18 protein-coding genes and 1 tRNA gene are annotated in these 13,409 nt (G+C 67.3%); 1 reads left to right on the top strand and 18 read right to left on the bottom strand.

Annotated features, from left to right (window positions below):
- Positions 1–59 precede the first annotated feature (59 nt).
- Entirely contained in the window at positions 60–407 is a 348-nt protein-coding gene (locus ABIC78_RS16955) for a hypothetical protein (protein ID WP_022678369.1), read from the top strand.
- Positions 408–435: 28 nt separating this feature from the next.
- Here the strand turns inward: ABIC78_RS16955 and ABIC78_RS16950 are convergent, their stop codons facing one another.
- The 18 genes from ABIC78_RS16950 to fabZ form a co-directional block, all read right to left on the bottom strand.
- Complete coding sequence (locus ABIC78_RS16950; protein ID WP_107718271.1) at positions 436–804, bottom strand: response regulator; 369 nt, start codon at positions 802–804, stop codon at positions 436–438.
- On the bottom strand, positions 801–1,829 hold the full coding sequence (locus ABIC78_RS16945; protein WP_354490938.1) for a sensor histidine kinase: 1,029 nt from the start codon (positions 1,827–1,829) through the stop codon (positions 801–803). The genes ABIC78_RS16950 and ABIC78_RS16945 overlap by 4 nt, the downstream gene beginning before the upstream one ends.
- Positions 1,830–1,913: 84 nt before the next feature.
- Positions 1,914–3,884: a potassium transporter Kup gene (locus tag ABIC78_RS16940; RefSeq protein ID WP_054132567.1), complete on the bottom strand. Its 1,971-nt coding sequence runs from the start codon at positions 3,882–3,884 to the stop codon at positions 1,914–1,916.
- 142 nt (positions 3,885–4,026) lie between these two features.
- On the bottom strand, positions 4,027–4,752 hold the full coding sequence (locus tag ABIC78_RS16935; RefSeq protein ID WP_354490936.1) for a tetratricopeptide repeat protein: 726 nt from the start codon (positions 4,750–4,752) through the stop codon (positions 4,027–4,029).
- Positions 4,749–5,201 carry a cytochrome c-type biogenesis protein gene (locus ABIC78_RS16930; RefSeq protein WP_354490934.1) on the bottom strand — a complete coding sequence of 151 codons (453 nt, stop codon included), beginning with the start codon at positions 5,199–5,201 and terminating at the stop codon, positions 4,749–4,751. Before ABIC78_RS16930 ends, ABIC78_RS16935 begins: the two co-directional genes overlap by 4 nt.
- Entirely contained in the window at positions 5,198–5,758 is a 561-nt protein-coding gene (locus ABIC78_RS16925; protein WP_169049282.1) for a DsbE family thiol:disulfide interchange protein, read from the bottom strand. Before ABIC78_RS16925 ends, ABIC78_RS16930 begins: the two co-directional genes overlap by 4 nt.
- Positions 5,755–7,698, bottom strand: coding sequence for a heme lyase CcmF/NrfE family subunit (locus tag ABIC78_RS16920; protein WP_169049281.1), 1,944 nt, complete (start codon positions 7,696–7,698; stop codon positions 5,755–5,757). The genes ABIC78_RS16925 and ABIC78_RS16920 overlap by 4 nt, the downstream gene beginning before the upstream one ends.
- Positions 7,695–8,147 (bottom strand): cytochrome c maturation protein CcmE, encoded by a 453-nt coding sequence (gene ccmE / locus ABIC78_RS16915; RefSeq protein WP_062784942.1) that lies wholly within the window; start codon positions 8,145–8,147, stop codon positions 7,695–7,697. The genes ABIC78_RS16920 and ccmE overlap by 4 nt, the downstream gene beginning before the upstream one ends.
- A complete protein-coding gene (locus tag ABIC78_RS16910) occupies positions 8,144–8,314 on the bottom strand; it encodes a hypothetical protein (protein WP_354490931.1) in 171 nt (56 codons plus the stop codon). The genes ccmE and ABIC78_RS16910 overlap by 4 nt, the downstream gene beginning before the upstream one ends.
- Before the next feature lie 39 nt (positions 8,315–8,353).
- Positions 8,354–9,082 (bottom strand): heme ABC transporter permease CcmC, encoded by a 729-nt coding sequence (ccmC, locus tag ABIC78_RS16905; protein WP_309805578.1) that lies wholly within the window; start codon positions 9,080–9,082, stop codon positions 8,354–8,356.
- Positions 9,083–9,259: 177 nt separating this feature from the next.
- Positions 9,260–9,336, bottom strand: a tRNA-His gene (locus ABIC78_RS16900).
- Positions 9,337–9,466: 130 nt separating this feature from the next.
- Entirely contained in the window at positions 9,467–10,411 is a 945-nt protein-coding gene (gspK, locus tag ABIC78_RS16895; protein WP_354490929.1) for a type II secretion system minor pseudopilin GspK, read from the bottom strand.
- 2 nt (positions 10,412–10,413) lie between these two features.
- Positions 10,414–10,974, bottom strand: coding sequence for a type II secretion system protein GspJ (locus ABIC78_RS16890; protein ID WP_168352911.1), 561 nt, complete (start codon positions 10,972–10,974; stop codon positions 10,414–10,416).
- On the bottom strand, positions 10,971–11,354 hold the full coding sequence (gene gspI / locus ABIC78_RS16885) for a type II secretion system minor pseudopilin GspI (protein ID WP_062784948.1): 384 nt from the start codon (positions 11,352–11,354) through the stop codon (positions 10,971–10,973). The genes ABIC78_RS16890 and gspI overlap by 4 nt, the downstream gene beginning before the upstream one ends.
- The gene (locus ABIC78_RS16880; protein WP_354490926.1) at positions 11,354–11,830 is read right to left on the bottom strand and encodes a GspH/FimT family pseudopilin; all 477 of its coding nucleotides are present in this window, start codon (positions 11,828–11,830) and stop codon (positions 11,354–11,356) included. The genes gspI and ABIC78_RS16880 overlap by 1 nt, the downstream gene beginning before the upstream one ends.
- A gap of 119 nt (positions 11,831–11,949) precedes the next feature.
- Positions 11,950–12,411: a MarR family winged helix-turn-helix transcriptional regulator gene (locus ABIC78_RS16875; RefSeq protein ID WP_107718257.1), complete on the bottom strand. Its 462-nt coding sequence runs from the start codon at positions 12,409–12,411 to the stop codon at positions 11,950–11,952.
- Positions 12,412–12,575: 164 nt separating this feature from the next.
- Positions 12,576–12,803, bottom strand: coding sequence for a 50S ribosomal protein L31 (gene rpmE / locus ABIC78_RS16870; protein ID WP_022677314.1), 228 nt, complete (start codon positions 12,801–12,803; stop codon positions 12,576–12,578).
- Positions 12,804–12,930: 127 nt separating this feature from the next.
- Positions 12,931–13,404: a 3-hydroxyacyl-ACP dehydratase FabZ gene (gene fabZ / locus ABIC78_RS16865; protein ID WP_022677315.1), complete on the bottom strand. Its 474-nt coding sequence runs from the start codon at positions 13,402–13,404 to the stop codon at positions 12,931–12,933.
- Positions 13,405–13,409: the final 5 nt, after the last annotated feature.

Here is a 13,409-nt window from a genome sequence, read left to right as displayed (position 1 = left end):
CGCCAAGCCGCGTTCGGCGTTGGCCTTGGCAAACCACCACGAACGGGAGTGACCGTCACATGCGCCGTATTTTCCTTGCCCTTCCCGCCCTGATGCTGGCCGGCGCCAGCCTTGCCGCCTGCTCGGAAAAGACCCAGGACAAGACGGCCGCCGCTGCCGACTCGGCCGCCAACGATGCGCAGAACGCCGCAAAGGATGCCGGCCGCGCCGCTGACAAGGCTGCCGATAGCGTGGGTGCCGCCGCCGACAAGGCGCTCGACAATGCCAGCCGGGCCGCTGACAAGGCCGCCGACGACGCTGGCCGCAAGATCGACAAGGCGGCCGACAAGGCCGGCACCGCCGCCGACAAGTTTGGCAATCGCGTGAAGCAGGGCGCCGACGAAGCGTCCGACACGCTCAAGCACTGATCTTGAACGCAGGCTCCGTGCCCCCGGCTCAGCCGGCCAGCAAGCCTCCCAGGCAAGCGGTCAACTGAGCGGGGGCATAGGGTTTGTGCATGATCTGTACATCGGCGAACTCTGCCTCCACCGCGCCATAACCGGTGGCGATGACGAAGGGGATGCCCCGCTCGCGCAAGGCGCGCGCCACTGGTGCCCCGGGTTGCCCATTGAGGTTCCAGTCCAGCACCGCTGCATCGAGGAATTCTGTCGCAGCCGCCGCGATGCCCTCTGCCTGCGTCCCCACCGGACCGATCACCTGCGCGCCCTCGTCCTCCAGCACATCGGCCAGCATGGCAGCGACGATGAACTCGTCCTCCACCACCAATATGCGGCGACCAGACAGCGATTGGGCGCGGTCGGTCATGCAGGGTCCTTCGTCGCGTCTGACCAGATCGGGGCAATGGCAGGCGCTTCAAAATGCTGGGCCGGCAACACCAGGCGCACAACAACGCCATCAGGCGCGTGATCGATCTGCGCCTCTCCCGAAAGCTGCCGGGTGATGGCATCGCGGATCAGGCGTGAACCAAAGCCACTGCGCGCGGGCGGCGCCACCGGCGGTCCGCCCTGCTCCCGCCATTCCAGCGCCACCGCGCCATCATCGCCCACCTCCCAGGTAATTGTCACCGTGCCTTCGGCGTTAGACAGCGCGCCATACTTGATAGCGTTGGTGGCCAGCTCGTGCAGCACCATGACCAGCGACACCGTGGCCGCCGCGCCCACCGTCACATCAGGCCCGCCAAGGCTCAAGCGTTGGGCGCCACCATCGCCCTGCACACTGCCTGCGCAGATCGTCAGCCCCTGCCGCACCACATCGGCCAGCGGCGCGCCAGCCCACTGACCACGGCTGAGGATGGTATGTGCTGCCGCCAGGGCATGCAGGCGGGCGGTAAAATTCTCCACGGCCGCCGCGGCGGGCTGCTCGATCCCGCGAAACGATTGCCAGGCCATGGCCTGAACCACCATCAGCGAGTTCTTGACGCGGTGGTTAAGCTCTTCGATCAGCAGGCGCAGCCGGTCTTCCAGGATCTTGCGCTCGGTAATGTCGATCCCGGTCGATTGCATCACCTGCCAGCGGCCGTGGGCATCGAATTCCAGCGCATGGTTGCGCCACAGCGTCCACCGCACGCTGCCATCGGCCGCCTCCAGGCGGTTTTCGATGGTGCGTGACGGGTTTTCCGGGGTCAGCAGCGCCATCTCGCGCTGGATCGTGGCGTGCTCGCTCGTGGGGATGAACTTCCACACGTTGCGCCCGGTCAGCGCGGCGCGCGGGCTTTCCATCATGCGGGCATAGGCGGTGTTGGCAAACAGGATCGTGCCATCGGCGGTGAACCGGCACAGCATATCCAGCTGGGTATCGAGAATATCGCGGAGGATATCAGCTTCAGTCACGCGCAGGGCGCCCCAAGATTGCGCAGCTTACAGAGCATGGCATGCCACGCCGCAGCGGCAAGCCCTGCACGGCGCCGCTTTCGATCAAATCCGCAGCTGGCTGCCAAGTTCGACCACACGGTTCGTCGGCAAGCGGAAGAATTCCATGGCGCTCGCCGCATTGCGCAGCATCCAGGCAAACAGCTTTTCCCGCCACAGCGCCATGCCCGGCTTGTCCGACGGAATCAGCGTCTGGCGCGAGAGGAAGAAGCTGGTCTTCATCATGTCGAACGGTTCGCCGCAGGTGGTGATGGTCTTGAGCGCGGCGGGCACGTCGGTCTCTTCCAGGAAGCCGAAGCGCAGCGTCAGGCGATAGAAGCCGTTGCCGAAATCCTTGACCGCTGACCGCTGCGCCAGATCGACATAGGGTTCGTCCTGGATCTGCACCGTCAGGATCACCACCCGGTTGTGCAGCACCTTGTTGTGCTTGATGTTGTGCAACAGCGCCGAGGGCACGCCGTTGGAGGCCGAGGCCATGAAGATCGCCGTACCGGCCACCCGCGCCGCGCTGGAATGGGCAGACTTGGTGAACACTTCGAGCGGAATGGACCCTTCGGCCATCCCGGCGCGCATCAGGGCGCGCCCACGCGACCAGGTGGTCAGCAGCGTAAAGATGGTGATGCCCATGGCCAGCGGCACCCAGCCGCCATCGGGGATCTTGGTCAGGTTGGCGCCCAGGTAGCCAAGGTCGATCGCCATGAACAGCGCCAGCAGGCCCGTGGCCAGCACCGGCCGCCAGTGCCACAGCTTGATCAGCACCACGCCCAGCAGCACGTTGTCGATCATCATCGCGCCGGTCACGGCGATGCCATAGGCGGCCGTGAGGTTCGACGAATGGCGGAACATCAGCACCAGCAGGATGACTGCCACCATCAGCGCGGAATTGATCACCGGGATATAGATCTGCCCGGCCGACGTGCTGGTATGGCGGATCGTCATGCGCGGGATGAACCCCAGCTGGATCGCCTGCTGGGTGACCGAGAACGCGCCGGAGATCACCGCCTGGCTGGCGATGACCGCCGCCAGGCTGGCAATGATCAGCAGCGGCCACTGGAACCAGTCGGGCGCCAGGAAATAGAACGGGCTCACCAGCGCGGCAGAGCCTTCACGCATCAGCAACGAGGCCTGGCCCAGATAGTTGAGCACCAGCGCCGGCAGCACCAGCGCCAGCCAGGACACGCGGATCGGGTTGCGTCCGAAATGGCCCATGTCGGCATAGAGCGCTTCGGCCCCGGTCACCGCCAGGACGGCAGCGCCCATGGCCAGGAAACCGCGAAACGGATCGGCGGCAAACATGGCCACGGCGTGATGCGGAGACAGCGCGCCGATCACCTCGGGCAGCAGGGCAATGCTCATGGCGCCCAGCACCGCGATCGTGGCGAAATAGACCAGCATGATCGGGCCAAAGAACGTGGCGACGCGCTCGGTGCCCCGGCTCTGGATCAGGAACAGGGCAATCAGGATGGCCACCACCATCGGCACCACCCAGCTTTGCATGCTGGGCTGATAGACCGAAAGCCCCTCGATCGCGCCCATCACCGACACCGCCGGGGTGATCATCGAATCGCCATAGAACAGCGCGGTGGCAAAGACGCCCAGCAGAACGATGCCACGGCCCCAGCGCTTGCCGGCGGTGTGCTGGTTGATCAGCGCCAAAAGCGCCAGGCTGCCGCCCTCGCCCTTGTTGTCGGCGCGCATGATCACCGAGACGTATTTCAGCGTCACGATGATCATCATCGACCAGAACATCAGGCTGACGATGCCATAGATATGCGTCTGGTCGAGCGGCAGGCGATGATGCCCGGCAAATGTATCACGCAAGGCGTAAAGCGGGCTGGTGCCGATATCGCCAAAGACCACGCCGACAGCGCCGACCGCCATCTTGATCAGGCTGGCCTGCCCACGGCCCTGGCCATGCGCATGCCCATGGCCCGCAACGGGCGAGGCAGCATTGGCCGTGGACGGATTCCCTGCGGTTCCGGCGTTACCCACGGCATCACCCACGGCATTGTTCATGGCGAGACTGCCCCCGGCCGCTTCGGCCCCATTGCACTGTCCGGCCCGCGATAGAGCCGAATCGGGGCGGCGCTTAGCACCGGCGCCCAACCTGAAGCAATGGTGACCAAACCGCCATCTGTGGCAAGCGGTTCCCGATATTTCACCGTGCGGCGGGCTTGGGCGTGGGGGTTGCTGCGCCAGACGGGGCCTTGGCGGCTTGCGCCTGTCCCGATGCCTCAGGCTGTGCCGGCGGGATAGGCATGCCGCTGGCCGCCATCATCTGGTCCAGCCGCGTCAGCCGCATCGCCAGATCCTGGCGATAGGGCGCATCGGCGGGCGAGCGAGCGAGCAGATCGGCCCACAGCGCCCGGGCATCGGCAAGGCGCCCCGATTGCGCCATGGCCAGGCCCATGAAGAATGGCGGACCGGGGTGATTGGGATCGATCATCGCCGCGCGGCGGAACGCATATTGCGCGGCCGGGGTGATCAGGCCCTCGCTATGGCCGACCAGAGCATTGCCGAGCGCCACCTCGATATCGGCATCGTCGGGGTTTTCCTGCGCGGCCTTGGCCAAGACATCGGCCGCGGCGCGATATTGCCCTTGCCGGGTCAGGCCATCGGCCAGGATCAGCCAGCTGCGCCCCTTGCCAAAGGCACTGCCCATGGCCTGGCGCTCCTTGAGCAGGGCCGCGTCCGCCACGGCGGCGTTTTCCACAGCCGGGGTGGGTGCGCCAGCCTCCGCCGGGTGCCCCTGCAGGGCATAGCCCGCCAGGCCGAACAGCAGCGCAGCGCCGGTCACTTCCCATCCGGCGCGCGGCAGCCGCCCCACCAGCACGAGCGCGGCAAACACGATGGCCGCAACGCCCAGAACGATCACCCAGGTCATGGCTTGTCCTTGCGCAGGGCCGCATCGGCCCGTTTTCCACGGCGGAAACGGCCCCGCAGCAGCAGGGCGGCAAAGCCCAGAAACAGCACCGGCGCGGCAAACAGCGGCCAGGTCAACGGCTTCACCTGCGGCGTATAGCTGACATAATCGCCATAGCGATCGATCAGCCACTGCCGGATCGCCTCGGGATCTTCGCCGGCGGCAATGCGGGTGCGCACCTCGTTGCGCATGTCGCCAGCCATCGAGGCATCGGAATCGGCGATCGACTGGCTCTGGCACTTGAGGCAGCGCAGCGTTTCCATCAGCGCCTGCGCCTTGGCCTCCTGCGCCGGATCGGGCAGCTGGCGATAGGCATAGGGCGCGGGCGGCAGGCTGTCTTGCGCGGCCAGCGGCGCCAGCGGCAGCAGCAGCGCCAGCGTCGCCGCAGAAATGAAACGAGCCCGTTTCATTGTTCGGCTTCCTTGAGCTTGGCCAGGATCACCGGCACGTCTTCGGGCATGATCGCGCCGATATGCTGGTGGCGGATCACGCCATGGGCATCGACGACAAAGGTTTCCGGCACACCTGACGAACCGATGCCGATCTGCACCTTGCTGAGATCATCCTGGCCGATGCGGGCAAAGGGATTGCCATTGGCGGCCAGGAACCGCGCCAAATCATCCTTGCGATCGCGGATCGCCACGCCGTCGATCTCCGCCCCGGCCTTGGCCAGTTGCGCTAGTTGCGGCGATTCGACCGCGCAAGGGCCGCACCACGAGGCAAAGATGTTGAGCAGGCGCGGCTTGCCACCCACGAACTGGGCACTGCTCAGGCCCGGCCGGTCATCGCTGGCCGGCGGCAGCGCAAACGCCGGGATCGGCTTGCCGATGAACGTGCTGGCCACCTCGCGGTTGTCTGGCCGCACCAGGCCATAGACCACCAGCGCCAGGAAACCGCCGAACAGCACCAGCGGCAACCACAGCGCCAGGCCTGGCCGGCGCGCGGGGGAAGCGGGTTGCGTGCTCATCGTCCCTGCCTTTCCCGGCGGAACGCGATTTTGTCGATCGCGACCAGGCGCTTCATATCGCGCGCCACCCGGCCGATCAGCGCCAGGAAGCCACCCAAGCCCACCAGCAGGCCGCCCAGCCAGATCAGCGGCACGAACGGCTTCCACCAGAAGCGCATCTGCCAGCGGCCATCCTGGCCCTCTTCACCCAAAACCACATAAAGCTGGCCGTTCCAGCGGGTTTTCAGAGCGGATTCGGTGCGCGTGCCCGGCGGATTGGCAAAGACCCGCGCCTGGGGCAGCAGCACCGTGGCATCGCCGCCATCATAGCGGGCCGAAACCGTGGCCTGCAGCGCGGTCCAATTGGGCCCTGCTACCGGATCGATGCGATCGAGCGTGAGGGCATAGGGCCCGACCTGGCGGGTTTCGCCCGGATTGAGCGCGGCGAGGGTTTCGGTGGAAAACGCGCTTTCGCTGGCCATGCCCAGGGCCGCCACGGCAATGCCGAGGTGAGCAATGACCATGCCCCAGATGGGCAGCGGCGTGCGGCGCAGGTTGCGTCCCCGCAGCGGCAGCAGGCTGGCGATGGCCAGCCCCGCGCCCAGCGCCAGGCCCAACGCCGGCAGCACCCTTACCCCGGCGACAAACGCCGCGCCACCGGCGGCGATGGCCACCAACGCAGGCACGGCGAGGACCGGCGCGATGCGCCCGCCCCGATCATCCTTCCAGCGCAGCAGCGGCCCCACGGCCATGACCACGATCATCGGAAAGGCAAAGATCGCCGACACCGGATTGAAATAGGGCGGGCCCACCGAAACCTTGACGCCGAACGCCTCGGTCAGCAGCGGATAGAGCGTGCCGAGCAGCACGATGCCGAGGATGCCGCACAGCATCACGTTGTTGAACACCAAGGCCGCCTCGCGGCTGACGAAAGCAAAGCGCGCGCCTTCGGTCACCGTGCTGGCGCGCAGGGCAAACAACAGCAGCGCGCCGCCGATGTAGATCGCCAGCAGCGCCAGGATGAAGCTGCCCCGCGCCGGATCGACGGCAAAGGCATGGACCGACGTGAGAATGCCCGAGCGGACCAGGAATGTGCCAACCATCGACATGGAGAACGCGATCACGCCCAGCATCACAGTCCACGCGCGCAGCGCATTGCGCGCCGCCAGCACCGAGACCGAATGGAGCAAGGCCGTGGCTGCGAGCCAGGGCATGAGCGAGGCGTTTTCGACCGGATCCCAGAACCACCAGCCGCCCCAGCCCAGCGTGTAATAGGCCCAGTAGGAACCCGCGGTGATGCCGATGGTCAGGAAAATCCACGCGCCCAGCACCCAAGGCCGCATCGCGCGGGCAAACGCCGGGCCGACATCGCGGGTGATCAGCGCGCCCACGGCGAAACTGAACGCGATCGAAAGCCCGACATAGCCGACATAGAGCGTGGGCGGATGGAACGCGAGGCCGATATCCTGCAGCAACGGGTTGAGCCCGGCGCCTTCTGGCGCGGGCTGCGGCAGGCGGGCAAACGGATTGGAGGCGAGCAGCAGGAACGCGTAGAAGCCGAGGCTGACGAAAGCCTGCGCCGCAAGCGTCGCCATCAGCGTCTTTTCCGGCAGGCGCCGTTCCACCAGCGCCACGAAGCCACCCGCCAGGCTCATGATCGTGACCCACAGCAGCATCGAGCCTTCGTGGTTGCCCCAGGTGCCGGCAATCTTGAAGATCAGTGGCTTGGCCGAGTGGCTGTTTTCCGCCACCAGCTTGACCGAGAGATCGGTGGTGACGAACAGGGTGATCAGCGCGGCAAAGGCCAGCGCCACCAGAATGCCCTGCATCACCGCCACCGGACGCACCACGCCCAGCATCGCCGCGCCTTGCGGCCGCAGCGCCAGGGCGCCCGCCACGAGTTGCAGCACGGCCAGCGCCGCCGCCATCCACAGGATGGCAAGACCGAGTTCCGCGATCATTTCGTTTCCGCCACCACGGCCTTGGCCTGCCCTTCTGTCATGTCCTTCATCTCGCGCGGGACATATTTCTCGTCATGCTTGGCCAGCAGATTGTCGGCCACGAAGGTTTTTCCCTCCATGCGGCCTTCGGCGACCACGCCCGATCCTTCGACGAACAGATCCGGCGTGATCCCGGCATAGCGCACCGGCACGGTGGCCTTGCCATCGCCGACCACGAACGTGATCGTCACGCCATCGGGCATCGTCTTGATCGAGCCGCGCTGCACCATGCCGCCCAGCCGCACGGCGCGGCCCTGTTCGGGCGGATGGGCCATCAGGTCGCTCGGCACATAGAAATAGCTGGCCTGCTTGGACAGCGCCCAGGCGGCGAGCAGCCCGGCCCCGATCAGCGCCGCCAGCGCGATCACCAGCAGGACCAACCGTTGATGCTTGGCCTTGATCGCGCTCATGCCTCGTTCTTTCGTGCCTGGGCGCGGGTTCCGCCGCGCACCGCGTCGCGCCGGGCCTCTGCCCGCCGCATCGACCACAGCGTGATGCCAACCAGCAGCAGCGTGCCCACCACCCCGATGGTGAGGGCCGCCACCACATAGTGCCATTGATCAAGTCGTTCATGCATGATGCGGGTTTCCGTGGAACAGCAGCGCGCGGTGCAACATCAGGCCATGGCCTTGCGGCGCAGGCGCGCCTCGGCCTGGATATCGGCCAGAAGCGTGCGCATGCGCGCCAGCACGACACCGCCAAAAATGCAGGAAAAGCCCAGCGCGCCGATCAGCAGCGGCCACAGGAACGTGGCATCGATGGCCGATTTGCCCATCGTGATCGAGGCGGGCTGGTGCAGGCTGTTCCACCACACCACCGAACGGTTGATGATCGGGATATTGATCGCGCCAACCATGCCGAAGATGGCGGTGATGCGGCTGGCCCCGCTGCCGGCGGCGGCATCGCGCTGCGCCGCGCCAGCCAGCGCGATATAGCCGAAATAGAGGAACAGCAGAATGAGATAGCTGGTCAAGCGGCCATCCCACACCCACCATGTGCCCCAGGTGGGCCGTGCCCAGATCGATCCGGTGATCAGGCACATAGCCGTGAATGCTGCGCCCGGCACCGCCGCCGCGCGCGCCGCGATGGCCGCCAACGGGTGGCGCCAGACCAGTTCAACCAGGCTCGACACCGCGATCGTGGTCCACCCCGCCATGCCCAGCCAGGCGCAGGGCACGTGGATGAACAGGATGCGCACGGTCTGCCCCATCAGCCGGTCAGGCGGCACCATCAGCAGGCCCCAGGCCAGCGCGCCAAAGGCCAGGACCAGGCCAACCCCCAGCAACAGCGGCATGAGCCAGCGGGCAAGCCGCAGGAATCGGGCGGGGTTCGCAAAACCGTGCATGTTTTTGAACTTGGGATCCTTCTCCACCGGGCATGGCCCGGCCCGCATGCTGTGCCATTGCGCCAGATCAAGGGCAAGCAAAACAGCGGCGCGAAGGCCTTGAACCTTGGGATGAAACGGGCGCGCCAATGCCGCGCCGGGCCCCCCGCAGGGAATGTCTTGTCATGTCGGGAGAAATGGGGCGATCGAGGGGGTTCGAACCCCCGACCTCCGGTACCACAAACCGGCGCTCTAACCAACTGAGCTACGATCGCCACGGCGGCGCCCTGGGGCGTTGTTCCGCGTTCCGAGCGAAGCTGCAAATGCGTGCTCCGTTCGGGTGGCCGCCCTTGCAACAATCCTGCCGCCTTGAAAAGGGAAAACTTGCATCGGGGGATAACTTTTTCAGCGATCAGCCGCCTCGCCCCAGTTGCGCCCGGCGATCCGTGGCGGGGTGGTGCCGGCATCGATCAGCAGCTCTTCCTCCAAGGCTTGCGAATCGATCGTGGCGACCAGCCGCGCCCGCAGCCAGCGATCGACCAGCACGATTTCCCCGGTCGCCAGCCCCTGCCCCGCGCCCAGCGCAGAGGCCAGATCGCGATAGCCGCCGGGTGGCGCCTGGGCGATGATCTGCTCGGCCCGCGCCACGCTCAGCGCATCGGGCGCGAACATTGCCAGAAGGCGCCCCTGCCCCGGCACCAGGCTGCCCAGCGCGATAGGCGAGCTGCCCACCTCGGGCAAGGCACAGAGCCAGGGGGCAAGCCGCGTATAGAGGGCCCCAGTCATGCCACGCACCGCGCGCAGTTCGCCCACGGCCACGAGCGGGCGGCCTGCGGTGCGATAGGGCGCAGCCAGGCGGGCATAGTCGGCATCTTCTGCGCCATCAGGCAAGGATAGCGCGTCGCTATCGATCCAATCGGCCATGGCCGCAGCCAATGACGCGGCCTGGCTGCTGCCGATACCGAGCGAGGCCATCAGCGCGCGCAGTTCGAGCAGGCCCGCCGGGCGCACGCGCAGCGTGCCATCGGGCGCCGCATCAACCAGCGCGTTGATGTTGAAGCAGTTGCCACCCGGCGCCAGTTGCCAGGCAATCTGCCCGCGCGGCACCGCCCAACCGCCACGCTCCGCCCGGTGAAGCGCGCCGCCGGGCTGGGCAAGCCTGGCAAGCAACCGCACTTCCCCTTCGGCCAGGGCGCGGCGGGCAGCTGCCTGCGCCTGCGCATTGCCCGCCAGCCGCGTGGCCAGACCCAGCCGATCGAGCATCAGGCCGGCCAGCACGGCCATGATCGCCACCAGCAGCAGCACACCCAGCAGCGCCGCGCCGCGTTCGTGCGGCGGGGGCTGTGCCACGCTCACGGCTGCCCCAACGGCGAGACGAGGCGCAAAGGGCCCGCCAGGCCCGAAGGCGCGATGACCAGTTCGGCGGCCACGGGGAAATCGGGCCTTGTCCATTGGCCCTGATGCCATTGCCCCGCCGCGTCGCGCAGCCGCAGGCGCGGCGGCGTGGTCAGCGGCAGCACGGCCAGATCGATATCTGCAGCAGCGCCCCCCAGTTGGGGATAGCTACGCCGCACCAGCGCCTGGCCGGTCCAGCGGTATTCCAGGCGCTCCAGCGGCGGCCGGGGCAATCCGTCGGGGTTGGCCCAGCCATCGCGCACCAGGGCCAGCAGCACGCCATCGCCCCCGGTGGCCAGGCCAAGGCGTGGCTCGGCCTGGCTCAGATCGGCCTGCCACAGCGCAACCATGCGGCGCAGTTGCCCAGCCGCAGCATCGTGATGGCGCAGCGTGCGTTCGCTGCTTGCAGTGCCGCGCAACAAGGCCAACGCCGCCGTGGCGATCAGGGCAAAGACCGCCAGGGCAACCAGCATCTCGACCAGGCTGAAGCCCCGCTCGCCGGGCGGCAGAACGGTCATGGCGCAGCGCGCACGGCGCGCGCCACGGCAACCTCTTGCGGAGCATCGAGCGCGCGCACCGAGATTTGCGCCACCAGCACCGCACCATCGCGGCGCACCACCCGCTGCCAGGCCAGGCGCCGACCGCCGTTGACGACGATGCCGCCCGCGATGCCAGGCGCGCCACCGCCCGGGTCTGCACGCCATTGCGTCGCCTGGTTGCCTGCCTCCACCTCGCGCAGGAAGCGCCGGTCGAGCGTGGCGCTGCCAGCGAGGCCTGCCGCCTCCAGCCGCAGCAGTGCCAGTGCCGCGATCGCGAAGACCGCCAGCGCGACCATGACCTCGAGCAGCGAAAAGCCGGCCTCGCTGGGCGGCGCGGCCTGGCCATGTGGCGCCGTCATCACGGCCTGGCCCCACCAATCGCCACGACGCCATCGCGGGCTACGCGCACAACGGCCGTGCCAGTGCCGGCCGAAAGCGTGATGGCCAGCGGCGCATTGGCCATGCCCATCGCATCGAACACCAGATGCCGCGCGCTGCCCTGCCCCGCCGATGGTGCCAGGGCGACCCCGGCCGGCCAGGCCTGGCGGCGCAGGCGGCGATCAGCCGGATCGACCCAGGCGCCATCACGGCGCTGGGCAAAGGCATAGCCGGTCGCATCTAGCGTGACCGCCACCGGCCGGCCCGCGATCACCGCCATGTCGCGCGCGGCGGCCAGCCGCACGGCCAGGCGCTGTACAGCGATCGCGGGCGTGGCCGTAGTGGACGGCAGATTGAGAATCACGGCCGTGGCGGCCAATCCGGCGATTGCCAGGGCCACCATCAGTTCCACCAGAGAAAAGCCTGCCTCCGCCGCAGGCAGCAGCGCCCGGTTCATGCGGTGGAATTGCGCCCAGGGCGCGGCCCAAGCAAGCAAGGCCGGCGCCGCTTTGGAGCCAAGCCAATCCGCTTTCGAGGCAACCCGGCCTGAACGCCGGGAGCGTCAGGCAGCCAAGGTCAGCCCTCGGCCTCGTCCCGCTGCCCGCGAATCAGCGGCAACGCGGCATGGAGCGCATCGAGTGTGGCCGTGTCGAACAGCTCGGAAAAGCGCGTCTCGTGCCGCTCGATCCGGGCCAGGGCATCGGCCACTACCGCCGCCCCGGTGTCCGTGACGCGCAGCGCATGGCTGCGCCCATCGGCGCGTTCGCGATCGATCAGGTCACGATCCATCAGCCGCGAGATGATCGGCACCATGTTGGCGCGCTTGATCCCCAGCACCTGCCCCACTTCGGTTTGCGAGCAGCCGGGGTTTTCGCCGATCACCAGCAGCGCGGTCACTTCGGCCGGGCGCATTTCAAGATCGGCCAGCTCGCGTGCCAGATCAGCCATCATCACAGCCGAGGCACGGCGCAACTGGTAACCGAGCAGGCGATCGAGTGACGTGGCCGGCAAACCGGAGGCAGAGGGCGTTGGTTGCATGGTGTTACCTTATGGCTCCCCCCGGCCATGGCAAGCACCCTTGGCCATGGATTTCACCAGCCGCAGACGCGGCGGGCGCGGCAGATACGAAAAAGGGCGGCCGAAGCCGCCCCTGGTCCGCGCTCGCGCGGGCAAGGCACGTGGCCCTGCCCGATCGCGGCCGCTCACTTCTTGAGAGTGAGACCACCGAAGCGCTTGTTGAACTGGGCCACGCGGCCACCCTGGTCCAGCAGACGCTGGTTGCCACCGGTCCAGGCCGGGTGCGAGGTGGGGTCGATGTCGAGAGCCAGCGTGTCGCCTTCCTTGCCCCAGGTGGAGCGGGTTTCGAACACGGTGCCGTCGGTCATCTGCACCTTGATGAAGTGGTAGTCGGGGTGGATGTTGGCCTTCATGGGACTGCTCCGATGTGCCGCCGGTTCCGACCGGCGGCTGGGAAACGAGAGATGTAAACTCGAAAGCGGCGCCCCTAATCGAAAGGGCGCCGCTTGTCGAGTCATGTACCGTAAGCGCTGACTGAACTCAGCTATCGGCGATCATTGCGGTAAAGCTGCACTCGGTGGCGATCTTGTCACCCAGCATGGCCTTGCCGGCAAACTTGCACACACGCGAACGCATCTGCGTGAATTCCACGTGCAGGTCGAGCAGGCAACCCGGCTCTACCGGCGTGCGGAACTTCGCGTTTTCGATCGCCATGAAATAGACAAGTTTGCCAGAGCCGGCCAGGCCGAGCGTTTCCACCGCGAGGACGCCGGCCGCCTGGGCCAGCGCCTCGATCTGGAGCACGCCGGGCATGATCGGCCGGCCGGGGAAATGACCCTGGAAGAACTGCTCGTTCATGGTCACGGCCTTGATCGCGTGGATGCGTTCACCCACCACGAGCGAGGCCACGCGATCGACCAGCAGCAAGGGATAGCGATGCGGCAGCGCCGCCATCACCTTGGTCACGTCGAACGAGAGCGGCGCGGCCGTTTCGGCCTGGACTTCCTGCGTCATTGGAT

The sequence above is a fragment of the Novosphingobium sp. 1529 genome, assembly GCF_040544855.1.
GTDB lineage: Bacteria > Pseudomonadota > Alphaproteobacteria > Sphingomonadales > Sphingomonadaceae > Novosphingobium > Novosphingobium capsulatum.
This window is presented reverse-complemented; position numbering and strand designations above follow the sequence as displayed.